Origin of the sequence: Streptomyces sp. ERV7, from assembly GCF_001653515.1 — a bacterium.
Taxonomy (GTDB): Bacteria; Actinomycetota; Actinomycetes; order Streptomycetales; family Streptomycetaceae; genus Streptomyces.
This window is the reverse complement of the sequence record NZ_LYOY01000040.1, coordinates 583,054-602,433: the sequence shown is the minus strand read 5'-3', so window position 1 is coordinate 602,433 and position 19,380 is coordinate 583,054. Positions and strand designations below refer to the sequence as shown.

15 protein-coding genes and 1 pseudogene are annotated in these 19,380 nt (G+C 71.5%); 4 read left to right on the top strand and 12 right to left on the bottom strand.

The window, feature by feature from the left end; all coding sequences use genetic code 11:
* Positions 1-5: 5 nt before the first annotated feature.
* Together A8W25_RS17260 and A8W25_RS17255 are read right to left on the bottom strand one after the other, a co-directional pair.
* Positions 6-800 carry a maleylpyruvate isomerase family mycothiol-dependent enzyme gene (locus A8W25_RS17260; protein WP_067162451.1) on the bottom strand — a complete coding sequence of 265 codons (795 nt, stop codon included), beginning with the start codon at positions 798-800 and terminating at the stop codon, positions 6-8.
* Positions 801-871: 71 nt separating this feature from the next.
* On the bottom strand, positions 872-1,861 hold the full coding sequence (locus A8W25_RS17255) for an aldo/keto reductase (RefSeq protein ID WP_067162448.1): 990 nt from the start codon (positions 1,859-1,861) through the stop codon (positions 872-874).
* Positions 1,862-2,111: 250 nt separating this feature from the next.
* Here A8W25_RS17255 and A8W25_RS17250 point away from each other — a divergent pair, with 250 nt between their 5' ends.
* Positions 2,112-2,426 (top strand): hypothetical protein, encoded by a 315-nt coding sequence (locus A8W25_RS17250; protein ID WP_067162447.1) that lies wholly within the window; start codon positions 2,112-2,114, stop codon positions 2,424-2,426.
* A gap of 67 nt (positions 2,427-2,493) precedes the next feature.
* On the opposite strand, the gene A8W25_RS17245 is transcribed toward A8W25_RS17250, so the two are convergent.
* Positions 2,494-4,212 (bottom strand): ricin-type beta-trefoil lectin domain protein, encoded by a 1,719-nt coding sequence (locus A8W25_RS17245; RefSeq protein ID WP_199831770.1) that lies wholly within the window; start codon positions 4,210-4,212, stop codon positions 2,494-2,496.
* 345 nt (positions 4,213-4,557) lie between these two features.
* Here A8W25_RS17245 and A8W25_RS17240 point away from each other — a divergent pair, with 345 nt between their 5' ends.
* Entirely contained in the window at positions 4,558-6,924 is a 2,367-nt protein-coding gene (locus tag A8W25_RS17240) for a beta-galactosidase (RefSeq protein WP_067162444.1), read from the top strand.
* On the opposite strand, the gene gltX is transcribed toward A8W25_RS17240, so the two are convergent.
* From gltX to A8W25_RS17225, 3 genes are all read right to left on the bottom strand, one after another.
* Positions 6,884-8,248, bottom strand: a complete 1,365-nt coding sequence (gene gltX / locus A8W25_RS17235) for a glutamate--tRNA ligase (protein WP_067162442.1) — start codon at positions 8,246-8,248, stop codon at positions 6,884-6,886. The genes A8W25_RS17240 and gltX overlap by 41 nt on opposite strands.
* Positions 8,249-8,372: 124 nt before the next feature.
* The gene (locus tag A8W25_RS17230) at positions 8,373-11,042 is read right to left on the bottom strand and encodes a hypothetical protein (protein WP_158942585.1); all 2,670 of its coding nucleotides are present in this window, start codon (positions 11,040-11,042) and stop codon (positions 8,373-8,375) included.
* Positions 11,043-11,122: 80 nt separating this feature from the next.
* Complete coding sequence (locus tag A8W25_RS17225) at positions 11,123-12,043, bottom strand: RNA polymerase sigma-70 factor (RefSeq protein WP_067162438.1); 921 nt, start codon at positions 12,041-12,043, stop codon at positions 11,123-11,125.
* Between the two features lie 173 nt (positions 12,044-12,216).
* Between A8W25_RS17225 and A8W25_RS17220 the strand changes: the two genes are divergently transcribed.
* A complete protein-coding gene (locus A8W25_RS17220; protein WP_067162436.1) occupies positions 12,217-12,702 on the top strand; it encodes a carboxymuconolactone decarboxylase family protein in 486 nt (161 codons plus the stop codon).
* Here the strand turns inward: A8W25_RS17220 and A8W25_RS17215 are convergent.
* The 5 genes and pseudogenes from A8W25_RS17215 to A8W25_RS17195 form a co-directional block, all read right to left on the bottom strand.
* The gene (locus A8W25_RS17215) at positions 12,695-13,456 is read right to left on the bottom strand and encodes an HAD family hydrolase (protein WP_067162434.1); all 762 of its coding nucleotides are present in this window, start codon (positions 13,454-13,456) and stop codon (positions 12,695-12,697) included. The two genes, A8W25_RS17220 and A8W25_RS17215, sit on opposite strands and share 8 nt — an antisense overlap.
* Positions 13,457-13,458: 2 nt before the next feature.
* Positions 13,459-14,271 carry an ABC transporter permease gene (locus A8W25_RS17210; protein ID WP_067162432.1) on the bottom strand — a complete coding sequence of 271 codons (813 nt, stop codon included), beginning with the start codon at positions 14,269-14,271 and terminating at the stop codon, positions 13,459-13,461.
* A complete protein-coding gene (locus A8W25_RS17205; RefSeq protein ID WP_079126139.1) occupies positions 14,268-15,035 on the bottom strand; it encodes an ABC transporter permease in 768 nt (255 codons plus the stop codon). Before A8W25_RS17205 ends, A8W25_RS17210 begins: the two co-directional genes overlap by 4 nt.
* Positions 15,035-15,988: an ABC transporter ATP-binding protein gene (locus tag A8W25_RS17200; protein WP_067162430.1), complete on the bottom strand. Its 954-nt coding sequence runs from the start codon at positions 15,986-15,988 to the stop codon at positions 15,035-15,037. Before A8W25_RS17200 ends, A8W25_RS17205 begins: the two co-directional genes overlap by 1 nt.
* A 17-nt stretch (positions 15,989-16,005) precedes the next feature.
* Positions 16,006-16,257: pseudogene (locus A8W25_RS17195) on the bottom strand (MarR family transcriptional regulator); the annotation flags it as partial.
* Between the two features lie 152 nt (positions 16,258-16,409).
* Between A8W25_RS17195 and A8W25_RS17190 the strand changes: the two are divergent.
* Positions 16,410-17,690: an MFS transporter gene (locus A8W25_RS17190; protein WP_199831794.1), complete on the top strand. Its 1,281-nt coding sequence runs from the start codon at positions 16,410-16,412 to the stop codon at positions 17,688-17,690.
* Here the strand turns inward: A8W25_RS17190 and A8W25_RS17185 are convergent.
* Positions 17,687-19,339, bottom strand: a complete 1,653-nt coding sequence (locus A8W25_RS17185; RefSeq protein WP_067162395.1) for an ATP-binding SpoIIE family protein phosphatase — start codon at positions 19,337-19,339, stop codon at positions 17,687-17,689. The two genes, A8W25_RS17190 and A8W25_RS17185, sit on opposite strands and share 4 nt — an antisense overlap.
* Between the last annotated feature and the right edge of the window lie 41 nt (positions 19,340-19,380).

Below are 19,380 nucleotides of genomic sequence, written 5' to 3'. Positions count from 1 at the left end.
CCGCGCTAGACCGGTGGTACCAGCGTGAGATAGCGGTCCAGGAGTGCCGCGTCGCCACGGACTTCCAGGCCGTCCAGGGGGATGCGGTGCCAGAGGAACAGCATCAGGTCCGACACCGTGGCCGTCAGTTCGGCGTCACAGCAGCCGGGGCCCGGGTTGAGGACGACCTCGTCGGGGTCGGTCTGGACGATCCAGACACCGGAGCCGTCCGACTGCCGGAAGCGGATCCGCTCGCCCGCGCCCGGCGGTGCCTCCTGCCGCGATCGGCTCGCGGGGGCCATCACCTCGAAGGAGTGGGTGACGGCGTCCGCGGCCAGTCGCCGATCGACCGGCCCGGGGGTGCCGAGCGCGTTCTCGGCATCCCACCGGTGCACCGCCGCCTCGATGGTCTGCATGCGTTGCCAGAACCCCACGGACCGATCCCGCGACCAGGTCCACACCGGTTCGGCCGGATCGCGGGTGGCCAGCAGCTTCCCCAGCGAGGCGGCTCCTTCCCCGAACCACTCGATGAGCTCCGGCGGCAGCGGTCCGAGGTTCGGGGCGTTCTCCGGCAGGGGCCAATTCGCCCGGACGGGTGGGAGGTTCAGGTCCGCTGACCGCGGCCGCTGTTGTCGCCGCTCGTCGATGACGTCGATCACGTAGCGGTGCACCGAGCCCAGGTGGAACGCCAGGTCGGACACCGACCATCCGGGGCACGACGGTACGAGTGGCGCCCCGCCGGTCCCCGTGGCCGGCGACGCCGTACGGATCGCGGCGTCGAACGCCTGGATCTCACGGCGGAAGTGCGCGACGTAGTCCATAGGCCATCCTGTTGCGCCGCTCCCCCCGGGCGCAACCGCCGTGAGCCGGTACGGGACAGGGCCGTGCGGGCTCAGTTGTCGACGAAGGTGAGGCTGGTGGCGTCGTAGCGGGTGCCGGCGATCTGCTCGGCGGGCGCGGCGGCCTCGATGGCGGCGAGGTCCTGCGCCGACAGTTCGACGGTCAGGGCCGCCAGGTTCTCCTCCACATAGCGCTGACGCCGCGTCCCGGGGATCGGCACCACGTCCTGGCCCCGGTGCTGCACCCAGGCCAGGGCGAGCTGCCCCGCGGTGACTCCCTTGGCCTCGGCCAGCTCGTTCAGCTTCGCGACGATCGCCAGGTTCTGTTCGAGGTTGCCGTCGGTGAAGCGCGGCTGGCTGCGCCGTATGTCGGTGGCGGACAGCCCTTCCACCGAGCTGTACTGGCCGGTCAGGAAGCCGCGGCCGAGCGGGGAGAACGGGACGAGCCCGATGCCGAGTTCCCGGCAGACCGGAGCGATCTCCGCCTCCAGGTCACGGGTCCACAGCGACCACTCGCTCTGCAGCGCCGCGATCGGGTGCACCGCGTGTGCCCGCCGGATGGTCCGTGCACCGGCCTCGGAGAGCCCGAGGTGGCGGACCTTCCCCTCCCGCACCAGTTCGGCCATGGCGCCGACGGTCTCCTCGATCGGGACCGTCGGGTCGACCCGGTGCTGGTAGTAGAGGTCGATGTGGTCGACGCCGAGCCGGCGCAGCGACGCCTCGCACGCCTGCCGTACATAGGCGGCGTCCCCGCGGATCCGGGTGGGCTCGCCGAGGCCGTTGACGAAACCGAACTTGGTGGCCAGCACCACCTCGTCGCGGCTCCGCCCGGCTATGGCCCGCCCGATCAGCTCCTCGTTGTGCCCGGAGCCGTAGAAGTCGGAGGTGTCCAGCAGGGTCACCCCGAGGTCGAGGGCGTGCCGCAGTGTGGCGATGGACTGCGTGTCGTCCGTGTCGCCGTAGCCGTGGCTCATGCCCATGCACCCCAGCCCCTGCGCGGAAACCGCCAGGCTGCCCAGGTGCCGGGTGGGAACGGTGGTCATATCGCTGTCTCCTGAACTCGAAACGATCCGCTGTCGAAGCGATCTGTTCAGGACGCTAGGTGCTGGAGTGCGCTCCAAGTCAACCGAGTTACGGGGTCCGGTGTGCGGCCGGGGCGCGGTTGTGGGGTGATCTGGCCACCCCGTCCGACGATCCGACGAAGCGGGCCGCTCGTGTCGCCCCGGAGCGAGCGTCGTTGTGTGGGTGGATGAAGCACTTCCGCTTCGTCGTTCGTTGTTCAACAGGGGATCAATGATGCGTCTCATCCGTCCGTTCGCCGTCGCTCTCGTCGGGGTGGGCATGGCCCTCACCCTCTCCGCGGGGACGGCGGTCGCCGCGAAGGGCCCGTTCACCTTCCAGAGCGGGGGCCGGCCGTTCTATGTGGAGGACGTGCCGGACGGCAAGTGCTTCACGATGTCCCAGCCCGCCACCGCCCCGCACAACGGGACGGGTTCGGTGGCCATCGTCTTCGCCGGCAAGAAGTGCACGGGCAAGGCGACGAGGATCGCCCCCGGCAAGCAGGCTCCGAAGGGGCTGCGCTTCGCCAGTGTTCGGTTCGGCCGATAGTGGGCGAGTGATCGGGTGAGCGGGGCTGGGGCTGGGGCGTCGGCCCGCCCCAGCCCCGCGTCCGTCCTCAGTTGGGCAGGGACCAGACCTGGTTGGCCTGGAAGTGGCCGCACGTCCAGGTGTCGAGCTTGGTCGCATCGGCCGTACCACCGCCGTACACGTCGAGGCACAGTGCGCTCGCGGTATTGCGCAGGGTGCCGTCGCGGTCGGCGGTCCACTGCTGGGCGGTGGCGCCGCTGCACGTCGACAGGGTGACCGGGCTTCCGGCGGTGGTGCTGCTCGCGGTCAGGCACTTGCCGAGGGACCGCACGGTCCGGTCCGTGCCCTGTGTCCAGCGCTGGTTGGGGTTGCCGGTGCAGCTGTAGAGGATCACCTGGGTGCCGTCGGCGGTGCCGCTGCCGGTGACGTCCGCGCACTTGGCCCCGTTGCCGGTGAGCTGGCCGGTGGGGACGGCGGCGCCGCAGCCGCTGCCCGGGGTGAGGCGCCAGACCGCCGTGCCGTGTGCGGGAACGGTCGCGGTCAGGCTGGCGCCGACGGACGAAGTGGTGCCGGTCCACAGGTCCTTGGCGGTCACCGTGCAGCCCGGCAGACCGACGTCGGCGAGCGCGGTGGAGATCGTACGGGCGGTCGCACCCCGGTTGAGTTCGGCGACCGCGCGGTCCCCTCCGGCGAGCGGCCGGGCGAGTACGTCGGTGCTGCCGTTCGTGGACACCACACCCGCCTGGCGGCCGAGGCTGTCCTGGTCCACCTTGATCAGCTCGGTGTTGCCGAGCGCGGACTTGGCCGCCGGGGTGAGCCCGGCGACGTCCGAGGAGAGGATCAGCGGTGCCGCCATCATCGACCACAGGGCGACCTGGCTGCGGGACTCCTCGTCGGTGAGCCCGCCCGCGCCCGCGATCAGGAAGTCCGGGTCGTTCCAGTTGCCCGGGGCGGCGTAGCGGCCGATCCAGCGGTTGTAGCCGTAGTTGGCGAGGACGCTGGACCAGCGGCTCGCGTTCGGCCGCGCCGGGTCGTAGGTGGCGATGTCCCAGCCCTCACGCCAGAGCTCGCCGTCCGATCCGACCCAGGACAGTACGTCGAACCAGGTGGGATTGCCCCATTCACCGCTCTGGAAGTACGCGGGCGCCGACTCGGAGAACACGATGGCGCGGCCCGAGCCCCGCAGCGCCGCCGCCTGGGCGTCGTACGCCTGCCGGTAGGCCTGTTCCTGCGTCTGGCCCGGGGCCACGTACACATTGCAGCCGTCGAGTTTGAGGTAGTCCACGCCCCAGGAGGCGAACGCGGCGGCGTCCTTGGCGAAGTGGTCCGGGCCGCCGCCCTGGGGCCGGCCGCTGCCGGGGTAGCCGCCGCACGTCGACGAGCCCGCGTCCTCGTAGATCCCGAACCGCAGCCCTCGGGCGTGGAGGTAGGAGCCGAGCCAGGCCATGCCGTGCGGGAACTTCACGGGGTCGGCGACGAGGTTCCCGTCGGCGTCCCGGGACCGGGTCGTCCAGCAGTCGTCCACGGTCACCGTGGTGTATCCCTTGGCGGCCAGACCGCCGGCGACCAGGGCGTCGGCGTTGGCGGTGACGGTCTGCTCGGTGACGCCGCACTGGTAGTGGGCCCAGTCGTTCCAGCCCATCGGCGGGGTGGGAGCCAGCTGCGGGGCCGCCGGGACCGGGGCGGCGGGCGAGGGCGCGGGCGCGGCGTACGCGGCGGTCGCCGTGGCGAGAGGCAGGCACAGCAGGGCCGCTGCCAGTGCGGTCAGCGCGGCGCGCGGGCGGGGTGAACGTGGGGGGCGTGGCACGGGGTGCTCCTCGGTGGTGAGAAGGGGACGTGCGGCCATGGCGTGATTGGTGGTGCATCGTAGCGCGGAGTTTGAAGCACCTTCAATCACCGTGCAGAGAGCGTGAGTTGATCACGGCTGGGTGTTCGCGGGGGCGCGGAGGTGCGTTTGAGTCAGGCTTGATGTTTGATTACGTGCACTCTTGACGCTTCTTGATCGGCTAATTATGTTGCGGCGCAGCGCGACGCGGGGACGCATGGCGCCGCGCCCGCCTCACGTGCCGCCGAACGCCTCACGACCGCACAGCCGTCACGACCGCACAGCCCGTATGACCGCCCGGCCCGCCCGTCGCCCCTGGGAGTACGTATGCACCGACGCACCCTGCTGGTCGCCGCCGCCCTGAGCCCGGCGGCCGCGATGGCCGCCTCCGGCACGCGCGCGTTCGCCGCCGGTCACACCTTCGGCTTTTCCGCCGACGGGTCCCAATTCGTCCTCGACGGCGCCGTGTTCCAGATCCGCAGCGGTGAGATGCACCCCGCCCGCATCCCCGTGCCGTACTGGCGCCACCGCATCCGGATGGCCAAGGCCATGGGGCTCAACACCATCGCGCTCTACGTCATGTGGAACTACCTGGAGGAGCGGCCCGGCGTCTTCGACCTCACCACCGACCGGCGCGACTTCGCCGCCTTCATCCGGCTCTGCGCGCAGGAGGGCATGTACGTGCTGCTGCGCCCGGGCCCGTACGTCTGCGGCGAATGGGACCTGGGCGGACTGCCCTCGTACCTCCTGAGGAAGCCCTCGGCCCGGCTGCGGGTGAACTCGGGCCAGGACCCGGACTACATGGCGGCGGTCGCCCGGTACGTGAACGCGATCGCCCCCGTCGTGCGGCCGCTGATGGCCGTCAACGGCGGCCCGGTCCTGATGGTGCAGATCGAGAACGAGTACGGCTCGTACGGCAGCGACGGCACCTACCTGGAGCAACTGCGCCAACTCTGGCTCAAGGCGGGTGTGGAGGGGCCCTTCTACACCCAGGACGGGCTCGGCCAGGTCGTGGCGAACCACACCAACGTCACCGGCGGGGCGATCGGTCTCAGCGGCGGGACCTCCTCGGACATCAGGGCCTGCCGCAGCGCGTACCCGCGGGTCCCGGCGATGTCGGGGGAGCTCTACCCGGGATGGCTGACCCACTGGGGGGAGGGCACCTTCGCCGGGCAGGACACCGACCTTACGGGGGCGCTGCGGGACCTGATGGACGCCCGGCAGTCGTTCAACGTCTATGTGGTGCACGGCGGCACCAATTTCGGCTACTGGGCCGGGGCCAACGCGAACGACGACGGCAGTGGCTACACCGCCGACATCACCACCTACGACTACGGGGCGCCGATCACCGAGCAGGGGCGGCCCGCGCCCCGGTACACCGCGTACCGCTCCCTCATCGGAAGCTATCCGGGCGTTTCGCTGCCGCCGGTCCCGGACCCCGTTCCCACCCTCACGCGCACCGGCGGCGACGCCCCCGTCCCGAGCGCCTACGCCTCGCTGTGGGACAACCTGCCCGCCGCGCTGCCGCCCGCGCGGACCGTCACACCCCAGCCCATGGAGAACTACGGGCAGAACTCCGGGTTCATGCTCTACCGCAAGGCCCTGTCCGGGTACACCGGAGCCACACTCGACGTCACCTCCGTCCACGACTACGCCACGGTCTTCCTCGACGGTGCCTACCAGGGCGGCATCTCCCGCCCGGCGGTGCCCTCGTCGTACGCGACGCCGCTGAAGGTGACCACGGGATCGCGGCTCGCGCTGGGGCCGGCGGGCCCCGCGCCCACCCTGGACATCCTGGTCGAAGGCATGGGCCGGACGAACTTCGGCCACGGTCTGGTCGACCGCAAGGGCATCACCCAGCAGGTCTCCTTCTCGGGCGCCGGGCCGCTGAACGGCCCGGTCAGCGACTGGCAGACATACGCCCTGCCGGTCGACGAGGCGTTCGTCGCGGCACTGCGGCCGAAGATCAGCGACCCGGGCCGGGCCGGCGTCTTCTTCCGCGCCACGGTCACACTCACCGCGACCGGCGACACCTACCTCGACATGTCCGGCTGGACCAAGGGCGTGGTGTGGGTCAACGGCCACAACCTCGGCCGCTACTGGGCGGTCGGTCCCCAGCAGCGCCTGTACTGCCCGGCCCCGTGGCTCACCGTCGGGCAGAACGAGATCCTCGTCCTGGACCTGCACCAACTGCGCCCTCAGCCGATCCCCTTCCGGGCGACCCTCGTCGAAACCCCCTGCCTCCTCACCAACCGCCGCAGCGGCAAGGTCCTCGACGTGCCGGACTGGTCCACCACCGCGGGCGCGCAGTTGCAGCAGTGGACCCGCAACGGCGGCGCCAACCAGCAGTGGCGCCGCACCACGGCCGCCGACGGCACCTGCACGCTGACCAACGTGAACTCGGGCCAACTCGTCGACGTCCAGGGCAACGCGTCCAGCGACGGCACCCCCGTCATCCAGTGGCCCGCCAACGGCGGCACCAACCAGCGCTGGCGTCAGATACCCACCACCGACGGCTATGTGAAACTCGTCAGCGTCAGCACCGGCAAGGTACTGGCGGTGGCCGCCGACGCGACCACCGACGGCGCGAAGATCGTCGAACAGAGCGACACGGGGGATACCGGCCAGCAGTGGCTGGTCGCACCCCTTCAGGTCAGCCGGCGAGTTTCCGCAGAGCCGCGTCGAGGCGGTTGAGGGTGTGCTCGCGGCCCAGGACCTCCAGGGACTCGAAGAGTGGCAGGCCCACCGTTCTGCCGGTCACCGCGACGCGTACGGGCGCCTGGGCCTTGCCCAGTTTGAGGTCATGGGCCGCGGCCACCTCCTCCAGGGCCGCCTTCAGGGCCTCGGCGTCCCACGGCGTCGTGGCGTAGCGCTCCCGGGTGTCCTGGAGGATCGCGTCGGCGCCCGGCTTCATGGCCTTCGTCCACGACGCCTCGTCGTACACCGGCTCGTCGAGGAACAGCCAGTCGACGTACTTCGTGATCTCGCTGAGCACCGTGAGGCGCGTCTGCGCCAGCGGTGCCACGGTCGCGAAGGCGGTGGCGTCGAACGACTCGGGTGCCCAGGTCGCGTACGGCTCGGTCAGCCACGGCGCGCATGCGTCGATGAACTCGTCGACCTCCAGATCGCGTACGTACGCGCCGTTGAACGCGGACAGCTTCTTCACGTCGAAGAACGCCGAGGAGCCGTTGACGTCCTTGACCCGGAACAGCCGCTCCAGCTCTTCCTGCGGACGGATCTCCATGTCGCCGCCGGGGCCCCAGCCCAGCAGCATCAGATAGTTGACCATGGCCTTGGGCAGATAGCCCTCGGCGAGGTAGTCCTCCAGCGCGACCTTGTCGCGGCGCTTGGAGAGCTTCTGGCGCTTGTCGTTCACGATCACGGGCAGATGCGCCCACACCGGCGGCGCCGCCCCGAGCGCCTCCCACAGCAGCTGCTGCTTCGGTGTGTTCGACAGATGCTCCTCACCCCGGATCACCTGGGTGATCCCCTCGCTCATGTCGTCCACGACGTTGGCGATCAGGAAGACGGGCGAGCCGTCGCCGCGCGCGATGACGAAGTCCTCGATGGCGGAGTTGGGGAAGGCGGGCTCGCCCCGGACGAGGTCCACGACGACGGTCGCGCCCTCGTCGGGCGTACGGAACCGCAGCGCCCGGCCCTCCGCGTGCTCCAGGGCGCGCCCGCGGCAGAACCCGTCGTATCCGAGCTGCTGCGACCCGGTCCGCCGCTGGACCTGCTCCCGGGTGCAGTCGCAGTAGTACGCCCGCCCGGCCGCGTACAGCCGCTGCGCTGCCTCGCGGTGCCGGTCGGCGTTCTGCGACTGGAAGTAGGGACCCTCGAAGGCGGGGTCGTCCCGGGAGATGCCGATCGAGGCGAGCGCGCCGATGATCCCCCCGGTCCACTCGGGCTTGTTCCGCGCGGCGTCGGTGTCCTCGATACGGAGGACGAAGGTGCCGCCGGACTGTCGCGCGACGGCCCAGTTGTAGAGAGCGGACCGGGCCCCGCCGACGTGGAACATGCCTGTCGGGGACGGAGCGAAGCGAACGCGAACGGGGGTTTTGGGCATGGGGGGAGCGTACCGATGCCCGGGGCGCCCTCGCTCGCCGATATCGGTCCGGCGCGCGGGATCCACCGGCCTTCCGTCACAGCGGGATCTGGTAGCGGTGCAGCAGATAGCGGCAGGTGTCGGCGATCTGCTGGTCGCTCAGTGCCGTGTCGCAGAGGACCGCCGCGGCCACCAGTCCCTGGAGGACATGGCCGTGGTCGGGGCGGTAGCCGAGGACGGGCGCGGACCAGCCGACGGCGCGGACCCGGTCGTCCCTGCGCAGCTCGTACGGATACCCGTTGGTGTACGTCTGGAGGCGGCGGGCCGGGCCCGCGGTGGAGCGGACGGTGTACACCGCCCAGCCGTTGTCCGACTCGGGGGTGCGTGACATGAGCAGGTAGTCGAGCTGCCAGCCCTGCCCGTTGCTGCGCAGTGCGCCGGGCCGCCCGGGAGCCGAGTCGAAGGTGGGCAGGCGCTTGGCGACGAAGAACCACGTGGCGGCGCCGCTGGTGCCCTGCGGGGCGGGGAAGCCGTAGTGGCCGCCGGTGAAGCGCAGTGCCGCGAGGCCGTTCACGGCCGCGGTCTCGAACACGGCCGGGCTGCCCACGGGGGCGCCGTGGCGGTGGGCGGGGCTCAGGTCGGTGAGCTCGGTGACGGCACTCCCGTCCCGCAGGGGGTTGCCGTCGCCGTCGAGGAGGGCGTCGGCACGGTAGTAGCCGATCAGTCCGGGCAGGCTCGGCAGCGGGTCGTACGGCGAGGCGGGCGGCGGCGCCGAGATCGCGGGCGGCACCGCCCCGATACCGATCCTGGCGGAGGCACCGGGGGTGGCCGTGTTGATGGCCAGGGCCATCCCCGCCGGCGGGAGGCCTTCGTACAGGCCCTGCCACAGCGGGCCGTCCACCGCGATCAGGGCGGGCATACGGGGATCCGCGTGATGGTTGAACGACCGCTCGACCTTGCACCAGCCGAGGCCCTTGTGCACGTCCCCGAGCGCGCCGCGCTCGCCGCCGACCAGCCGGATCGCGACGGTGTGCTCGCCTCCGGCGCTTCCGACGCAGTCGCGGACGACCAGCGTCGTGGGTCCGCCGATGTCGTCCGCGAGGCTCGCCCAGATGTAGCTGTCACGCGGCAGGTCCGCGTGGAAACCCTCGAAGTCGATCATCCAGTTGTCGAGCACCGCTTCGCTCTGGAACAGCTTCACCACCGATTCGCACACGGCGGAGTCGGTGCAGGGGACATCGCGGTAGGCGATGCGGGATCTGAGGGCCTTGAACGCGGAGCGTCCGTAGTAGGCGAGGGTCAGATCGGTGGCGGTGGTGTACTGGCCGAAGCTGTAGATGGCGCAGTCGGTCTGGTGCGCGAAGTGGCAGGAGCGCAGCGACACCGGGTAGTTCACTCCGAAGTGGTGCGAACTCAGGCCCTGGGCACCGAATTCCACCACCACGTCGTCCATCGAGAAGTTGTAGACGAGCCCGAGGCCGATGGCCTGCCCGTAGTGGGTCGCTTTCGGGGCGAACGAGAAACCCCTGACGTTCAGCTTCTCGCAGCCATTGCCCTCGACGTATTCGCGCAGATCGTTGGGGACGAAGAATCCGCGCCCGAACAGGCCCACGTCCCCTTCCCACAGGATCTGCAGATCGGGCACGCCCGAGGCGCTCTTGTGCACCTCCTCCCTCATCGTCAGGGCGCCGAAGACGCGGCTCTCGACGGTGAGGCACCGCAGGTCGTCGACCTTGCCGTGCGCGTCCTCCTGCTCCTGTCCCTCCGCCAGGACCCGGTAGCGGAGGACGTCGGAGAAGCGCAGCGCGCCGAAGGTGAGGTCCACCGGCTCGTTCTCGCTGCCGGGAAGTCCGGCCCGGCCGGACGAGTTCTGTCCGATGGCGGCGAGCCGGAACGGGGCGTACCAGTTGGGCGTGAATGCCAGGTCCCGGCCGGGCTCCTTCGGGGTCCAGCCGTCGTTGATCAGCGAGAGGTCGGCCTTGACCTGCACCCGTTGCGTCGCCTGGTTCCGGTTCGTCCACGCGGTCACGGTGCGGGCGTCCAGGTCGAGTTGGAAGGAGCAGCGCAGTACGGGCTGCGCGGGGTCGAAGGGGATGCGGATCTCGCGGTGCAGCCCGTCGGCCGTGCGGAACACGAAGACGACGGCGGGCGGGTTCTCGTGCGCGTTGACGTACGCGTAGAACGGGGACGGCCGGTTGAACGCGTCGACCATGCCGAACAGCGGCTGCACCGACCAGGGCATGACGTCGTTGCGGACCACGAAGTCCACCGTGAACTGGCGGACGTCCGACCAGTAGTCGCCGTCCGTCGGACCGAACTGGAAGGGCGAGCAGGGCAGGGTGACGGTGGCCTCGCTCGTCGGCCCTCCGGCCACCGGCGAGGGGACGCGGGTGCGGCAGCCCCACCGCCGGTCGGTGACCGAGGCGTCGAGCATGCCGCGCAGGTCCGCCCAGTGGCCCTCGCTGAGCGGCTGTCCATGGGTGACGCGGCGCAGCCCGAAGGTCAGCGGGGGCGTGGCCCCGACCGCCTGCAGCACACTCGTGCGTCCGCCCTCGCCGACGATGCGGACCCTGTTGCTGTCGACCAGCACGGAGCGCCGGAACAGATAGGGCTGGGGATCGGCGGGGACGAGGACGATGCCGCCGATGTCCTTGTCCAGCGCGTCCACGGCGTTCTGGAACGCGTCCGAACAAGTGGAGAGGCCATCGGGGCCGGGAATGGCGTGGAAGTCACGGACATTGACGAATACGGGGGCCGGAGGCGCCATGCGCCGAGGCTATCCAAGCTCAGGTGCGGGAGAAAAGGCCTCAACTCCTCGTCGTATGAAGTGACTTGTGGCCGAGAGCCTCAGCGGCACAGGGCGGTCTCGCGCCGCATGTGTGAGAGCTTCGCGGGATTGCGCATCGAGTAGAGCCCGCTGACGCGGCCGTCGTCGACGCGTACGGCCACGACGGTGTCGACCTCGCCGTTGATCCGCAGGACGAGCGCCGGGTGGGCGTTGACCTGTGCCGGGCGCAGCGAGGACGCGGTGATACCGCCGAGCCCGGCGACCAGCAGCCGGGCCACCTCGTCGGCCCCCACGAGGGGCTGGAGGATGGCCTGCTTGACTCCTCCGCCGTCGCCCATGAAGACGACGTCCGGCGCGAGGATGTCGAGCAGGCTCTGCAGATCGCCGGTTTCGGCCGCCCGTTGGAACGCGGCGAGCGCGTGCTGGGTCTCGGCCGGGGAGACGGTGCCGCGTGGTCGGCGCGCCGCGACGTGGGCGCGGGCCCGGTGGGTGATCTGGCGGACCGCGGCCGGGCTCTTGCCGACGGCTCCGGCGATCTCGTCGTACCCGAGGGCGAACACCTCGCGCAGCACGAACACCGCACGCTCGGTCGGTGCGAGCGTCTCCAGGACCAGCATCATCGCCATCGAGACACTGTCGGCCAGTTCGACGTCCTCGGCCACGTCGGGCGTGGTGAGCAGCGGCTCGGGCAGCCAGGTGCCGACGTAGGACTCCTTGCGCCGGCCGAGCGTACGCAGCCGGATCAGCGCCTGGCGGGTGGTGATCCGGACCAGATACGCGCGCCGGTCGCGCACTGCGGCGAGATCGACCCCGGCCCAGCGCAGCCAGGTCTCCTGCAGGACGTCCTCCGCGTCGGCGGCCGAGCCGAGCATCTCGTAGGCGACGGTGAACAGCAGGTTGCGGTGGGCGACGAACGCCTCGGTGGCCCCGTCGGTGCGCCTCTCCGCCGTGTCCTCGGTCCGCTCGTGCTCGCTCTTCACCGGCTGCTCCCGCCTGTCCGTCCTCGATGCTGCCACGCGCACAAGACACCGGTCCCCGCCGCTTTGTGACATCGGGACGCGGTGGCACTCGTCACACGGGCGGTCCGTCACAGGGCGCGCGGCACCGGCATCTCCTGGTCGTCGATTGCCACACCACGAGTGAGGACGAAGTCATGGAACCCCGTTTCCACCTGTTCGAGAACGAGTTCGGCGCCAAGTTCGCCAAGCGGTTCGCCAGTGCCGGCCAGCTGCTCCGGCAGTCGTCGCTGCCCGCCTCCACCCAGGAGCTGGTGTCGCTGCGCGCCAGCCAGATCAACGGCTGCGGCTGGTGCGTCGACGTACACACCAAGGACGCGGCGGCAGCCGGTGAGAGTGCGGCCCGGCTCCACCTGGTCGCGGCCTGGCGCGAGGCCACGGTGTTCACCGAGGCCGAGCGGGCGGCGCTGGCCTTCGCCGAGGAGGGCACCCGGCTCGCCGACGTCCACCAGGGGGTGTCGGACGAGACCTGGGCCCAGGTGCGCGAGCACTACGACGACGACCAGACCGCCGCGCTGGTCGCTTTGACCGCCCTGATCAACGCCGCCAACCGGCTCGCCGTGACGGTCCACCAGAAGGGCGGTTCGTACGAGGCCGGGATGCTGGCGGCCGCGCTCAACTGACCGGCATACGTATCCGGCCCGGCTCGGGACCACTCGTGCCGGGCCGGGCCCACGGATGTCCGTCCACCACGGGGGTGCGGGCGGCATGCCGGCCGGTCAGGCTCCGGAGCAGGTCCGGGTCGGCCAAGGTGGTGCAGAGCGCGTCACCCGTCAGGGCGGCGCCGGGGGAGGGGGCGACGGCGACCACGTACAGGCCCGCGGCCCGGGCCGAGCGGACGCCGATCGCCGAGTCCTCCACCGCCACCGCGCGGCCGGGCGTGACGCGCAGGCGTTCGCAGGCGGCGCGGTAGAGGTCGGGGGCCGGTTTGGGGCGCTCGACGTCGTCGCTGCCGAGGACCAGCTCGAACGCGTCGGCCAGGCCGACGTGTTCGAGGTGCTGGAGGACGGCGCCGCGCGGCGAGTTGGAGACCACCGCCAGCGGGCGGCTCGTGGACAGCCGGGCGACGAACTCGGCCGCTCCCGGCATGGCGCTGACGCCCTCGGCGAGGCTGTCGGCGACGAGTTGGCCGACCTGCCGGGCGAGCGCCGCGTGCTCGGCCGGGCGGCCGACCAGCCGGCCGAGGGCCCGGCCCAGCTCTGTGAGGTGCAGTCCGATCAGGGCCAGTCGGTCCACGTCGTCCAGCGCCACCCCGTGCCGGGCACAGACGGCCGCGCAGGCCCGGTCCCAGTGCGTCTGGGTGTCGACGAGGGTGCCGTCGCAGTCCAGGACCACGGCATCGGTCGGCGGTACGCGGGTGATGGGTGTCCGGTTCACCGTCAGGCACCCGTGCCCATCGAGCCCGAGCGGCGGCCCCGCCGGGCCATCAGCCGGAACGTCCAGGTGGCCGCGGTGAGCCAGCCGACGGCGAGCAGAACGGCCCAGCAGGCCGGGACCAGGGTAGGGGCGGGCCCGTCGCCCGCGACGACGGAACGGATCGCCTTCAGGGTGTGGGTGAGCGGGATCGCCTGTGCCACCCCCCGTACCCAGTCGGGCCAGTACGAGGTCGGCACCTGGACTCCGCAGACCGCCATCATCAGCAGATAGGTGGCGTTGGAGATGATGTTGCGGGCGCCGTCGGCGTTGAAGGCGGCCGCGGCGACGAACAGGCCGAAGCAGTAGGTGCTCGCCGCGGTGAGGACGACCAGGGCCGTCACGGGCAGGATCTGGCCGGGCTGCCAGTGCACCCCGAACGCCGGTCCCAGGGCGAACAGCGCGGTCAGTGACGTCGCCGTACCGCTGACCGGCCACTGCAGGCTGCGGCCGATGAACACCGCGGAGATCGGGGCCGGTGCCGCGCTCAGCAGGGTGAGCGTGCCGACCCGCCGCTCCCAGGTGGTCGAGACGATGACCATCATGGACTCGATGACGCAGGTCATGACGGCGTTGCCGACGAGGAGGTAGCGCGTCTGCTCGGCGGAGCCGATGACGTGGCCGAAGAAGGCGAAGAAGGTGACCTGGGCCAGCATCCGGCCCAGCCAGCCGAACGTCCAGGTCTTCCAGGTGTACATGGCGCGCATGTCGGCCAGCGCGTTGGCGGCGCTGTAGCGGATGATGCGCGCGGGCGCGGTGATCGATGTCGTGAGGCTCATGTGTGGGACAGCGTTCCTAGTCGGCGGACCCGGCGCAGCACGCGGTGCAGCAGCGCCGTTCCGATCAGATAGCTCGCGGCGCCCAGGGCCAGGACGGCGGCCAGCCGGGCGGCCACGTCGTGCGGTGCCGGTGCGGCCAGGCTGTCGCGCAGCAGGTCGCCGCTCCACGACAGGAAGATCAGATGGGATGCCGGCCGGAGCCAGAAGGGCAGCATCGCCACGGGTACGAGGACTCCGCTGAGCAGATAGAAGGGGTAGGTGAGGGTGTTCTGGACCGTCCGTGCCGACGGCATCAGGATGAACAGCGGGGAGAAGATGGTCGCGGTGGCGGCCATCGCCAGCACGGTCGCCACCAGGCACAGGGCGAACACGAGCGGATGGCGCACCGCCAGCCACCGGTCGAAGACCAGCCCGGCGACGAGCCACGCCTCCGCGAAGGAGAGCAGGCCGAGGGTGGTCACGGCGCAGATCCGTCCGATCACCAGGGTGGAGAGCCGGGCCGGTACGGCGATCAGCGCTTCCAGCGTGCCCGACCTGCGCTCGTCGCCGATCAGCTCGCCGGCGATGAACAGGGCCAGCGTCCACAGCGACATGAGGGTGGGGGACACGATGGCGAACGGGGCGAGGTCGGGCCGCTCCGCGTGCTCCGAGATCGCCATGAAGACCAGCGTGAACAGCGGCGCGGTGACACAGATCTGCAAGGTGTCCGGGGCGCCCCAGGCGACCCGGAGCTGGAACCGGAAGCCGGTGAGGAAGATCCGCATCAGCCGACCGCCATCCCTCGGTCGCCGATGAGGTGGAGGTAGGCGTCCTCCAGGTTCGGCCGCTGGGTGGACAGGTCGGACACCCCGGCGTCCACCAGGAGGCGCAGGACGATCCGGGTCACCGAGGAGTCGGCGGTCTCCACCCGCAGCCGGCCCGACGGCTCCGGCTCGACCGAGACGACGCCCGGCAGTCCGGCGAGCGCCCGCCGGGTCGCGTCCGGCACCGCGCCGGCGACCACGCGCTCGTGCCGGGGCACCACGCGGCCGATGGCGGAGGGCGTGTCGGTGAGGAGCACGCGCCCCCGGTCGATCATCGTCACCAGGTCGCAGACCGCCTCGGCCTCGGCCATGTCGTGGGTGGTGATCAGCAGCGTCCTGCGCTCCGCGCGCAGCTCGCCGACGAGGCTGCGGAAGTCGCGGGCGGCCACCGGGTCCATGCCCACCGTGGGTTCGTCCAGGAGCAGCACCTTCGGGTCGCCGACCAGCCCGCGGGCCAGGTGCAGCCGCTGCTTCATCCCGCGCGAGAACGTGTCGACGCGGTCACCGGCGCGGTCGGCCAGGCCGAGGCGCTCCAGCAGTTCGTCGACGCGCCGGCGCAGGGGGGCGCCGTGCAGTCCGTACATGGCGGCCCAGAAGCGCAGGTTCTGCCGGGCGTTGAGCCGTCCGTACAGTCCGCGGTCGCCGCCGAAGACGATCCCGATGTGGCGGCGGACGGCCGCCGGATCCGTGGTGACGTCGTGCCCCAGCACGCGGGCGGTGCCGGAGGTGGCTTCCAGTACGGTCGAGAGGACCTTGCACAGGGTGGTCTTGCCCGCGCCGTTGGGGCCGACCAGGCCGTGCACCTCGCCGAGTTCGACGGTCAGGTCCACGTCGGTGAGGGCCTGGGCGCGTTTGGCGTCGGCCCGGCCTCCGCCGTAGTCGCGGCACAGCGCGCGTATCTCGATCGCACTCATCGGGGTCCTTCGGGCAGGTGGGGGAGGCCCGCGAGGACGAGGGTCTTCAGGACCTCCCACTCGGCGTTGCTGATGCCGAGCGCGGCGACCTGGCGGCCGTACGCCACGTTCATCCGTCGGTTCAGCCGCCCCAGCGCCGAGACGACCTTCTCGACCTGGGGGTCGAGGTCGCGGAACTCGCGCTGGTACGCCGCGATCTGTTCGTCGAGGGTCGGCTCCTCGGGGCCGGTGGAACCGGTGGGCCCGCCGGGCTCGGTGGTCTCAGCCATGCCGCGAGTATCGCACGGGGGGCGTTGGCGTCTAAGTCCTTGAGTGTGTATTGTTGAGGTTCTAACTTTAGTATTGAAGTCTTCGGTCCTGAGACCTTCAGGTTCGAGGACTTCCACTTCGAGACCTCAAGGTGGTGAGTGTGACCAAGGTGATGGGCGCGGCGATGCGCCGAATCCAGGCGGGGAACGCGCTGAGCGCGTTCGGACTCGGGTTCACCGTTCCGTATCTGTACATCTACGTGGCGACGGTGCGAGGGCTCGGCTCCTTCTGGGCCGGGATCGTCCTCGGCGTCTTCGCCCTGGCCGCGCTGGTCGCGCTGCTCTTCACCGGCCGGGTCATCGACCGGCGCGGTCCCCTGCCCGTCCTGGTCGGCGCCGCCGTGACGGCCGCCGTGGGCGCGCTCTGCCTGGGGCTCGCGAACAACCTGGTGGCCGTCCTCGGGTCGGCCGCCCTGCTCGGCGCGGGCACCGCGGTCATGCAGCCCGCACTCGCCACCATGATCGTGTGGTCGTCGTCGCCGACCTCCCGTACGCGTGCCTTCGCCACGCAGTTCTTCCTGCAGAACCTCGGGCTCGGTATCGGCGGGCTCTTCGGCGGCCAGATCGTCGACGAGAGCCGTCCGGCGTCCTTCGTCCTGCTCTTCGCCATCGAAGCCGCGATGTTCCTGGTCCTCGCCGCGATCGCGCTGTCCGTGAAGCTGCCGCGCAACGCGGCCATCGCGGACGCCCGCCCCAAGGGCGGCAAGAGCGGCAGCGGCTTCCGGGCCGTCCTCGGACACCGCGCCATGCTCCAGCTCTGCGTCCTCGGCTTCGTGCTGTTCTTCGCCTGCTACGGCCAGTTCGAGTCGGGTCTCGCGGCGTACGGCACCGAGGCCGCGGGGATCGAGCCGTCGGCCCTGGGCATGGCCCTGGCCGCCAACACCGCCGTCATCGTGGTCGCCCAGTTCCTGGTACTGCGCTTCGTCGAGCGCCGCCGCCGCAGCCGCGTCATCGCGTCGGTGGGGCTCATCTGGACCGTGGCCTGGCTCTTCGCCGGGTACGCGGGGCTCGGCCACGGCAGCCAGACCATGGCGACCGCCGCGTTCATCTCCACGTACGCGCTCTTCGGGCTCGGTGAGGCGATGCTGTCGCCGACCGTGGCGCCGCTGGTCGCGGACCTGGCGCCGGAGGCGATGGTCGGTCAGTACAACTCGGCGTTCGCGCTGGTCAAGCAGATGGCGCTGGCGCTCGGCCCGTTCGTGGGCGGGCCCATGGGGGCCACGCTGCACGGCCCGTACATCGTGACGTTCATTCTGTTCTCGCTCGGCATCACCGCCCTCGCGCTGCGGCTGGGCCGGGGACTCACCCTCGCGCAGGACCACCCGGCGCACGCGGCGGCCGCGTCCCGCGTGGTCGCGGTCCACAAGGCCGAGCAGGAGCAGGTGGCGGCCTAGCCCGGCAGGGCGAACTCGCACCACACCGCTTTGCCGCCGCCCGGCGTGCGGCGCGAACCCCAGGACGAGGCGATCGTGGCGACGATCGAGATGCCTCGTCCTGACTCGTCCCCGGGCTCGGCCCGGCGGCGGCGCGGCAGGTGGTCGTCGCCGTCCGTCACCTCGATGATCAGCCGGCGGTCGGTGCGGCGCAGCCGCAGCCGCATCGGCGGGGTGCCGTGCTGGAGCGAGTTCGCCACCAGTTCGCTCGCCGCCAGGACTCCCAGGTCGCGCAGCTCGACCGGGAAGCGCCAGGAGGCCAGGACCCCGGACGCGAAGGCACGCGCGCGTGGCGCGGCTTCCACGCCGCCGAGCAGGTCGAGCGCCGCGTTGTGGAACAGCTCGGCGTCGGGACCGGTGCGGGCCGGGTGCTGGAGGACCAGGACCGCCACGTCGTCGTCGTGCTCGGCGGTCACCCCGAGCGAGCGGATCAGCCGGTCGCAGACGACCTGCGGGGTGCCGACCGCGCCGGACAGCGCGCGCTCCAGGGCGGCGACGCCCTCGTCGATGTCCTCTCCCCTGCGCTCGACCAGACCGTCCGTATAGAGGACAGCGGTCGCGCCGGGCGGCAGCGCGATGGTGCCGGAGGTGTGCAGCCAGCCTCCGGTGCCCAGCGGGGGCCCGGTCGGGTCCGCCGCGCGGTGCACGCTGCCGTCGGCGTGGCGTACGAGGAGGGGCAGGTGGCCCGCCGAGGCGTAGTCGAGCCGGCCCTCATTGGGGTCGTGGACCGCGTAGACGCAGGTGGCGATCTGGCTGGCGTCGATCTCGGCGGCCAGACCGTCGAGCAGCTGGAGCACCTCGTGCGGGGGCAGGTCCAGGCGTGCGTACGCCCGCACGGCCGTGCGCAGCTGACCCATCACGGCGGCCGCGCGGACCCCGCGCCCCATCACGTCCCCGATCACCAGCGCCGTGCGCCCGGCGCCCAGGGTGATCACGTCGTACCAGTCGCCGCCGACCGCCGCGTCCGTGCCGCCCGGCTGGTACGTGGCGGCGACCCGCAGGTCGTCGGGCTGCTCCAGCTCCTGCGGGAGGAGCGAGCGCTGGAGGGTCACGGCGGTCTCGCGGTGCCGCCGCTCACTGGCGCGCAGCCGCTCGGCGGCCTCGGCGTGGTCGGTGACGTCGGCGGCGAAGACGAGCACCCCGCCGCCCGCCTCCCCGCGCGCGGGGATCTCGACCGGGGTGCAGGTGACCGTGTACGACCCGCCGCCCTGGGCCTTGCGGGACTTGACCGTACGCGGCTTGCCGCTGCGCAGCACCTGGTCCATCAGGGGCAGCAGACCGAGCTCGTCCAGCTCGGGCAGGGCCTTGGCGGCGGGGGCGCCCACGGGGCGGGGGCCGAACGTCGTCGCGTAGGCGTCGTTCACGTACGCCACACGGTGCTCCGGGCCGTACACCAGGGCGGCGAGGGCCGGGAGCTGGCCGAGGAGCTGACGCACCGACAGCTCCTCCAGGGCGGGCGCCGCCGGGCCGTCCGTCCCGTCGTCGTCCGGCCAGGTGTCGGGCCCCGGCCCGGACTCACCGCGTGCGGCGGGCACGGAGCCCCGGTCGGTCCGTGCGGCGGCGCGGCGCTGCGTACCGGGGAGCCGGGCGCTCCAACGCGTGAAGTTCACGGATCTCTTGGCCTCGTGTGTCGCTGGCTGCTGGGTCACTC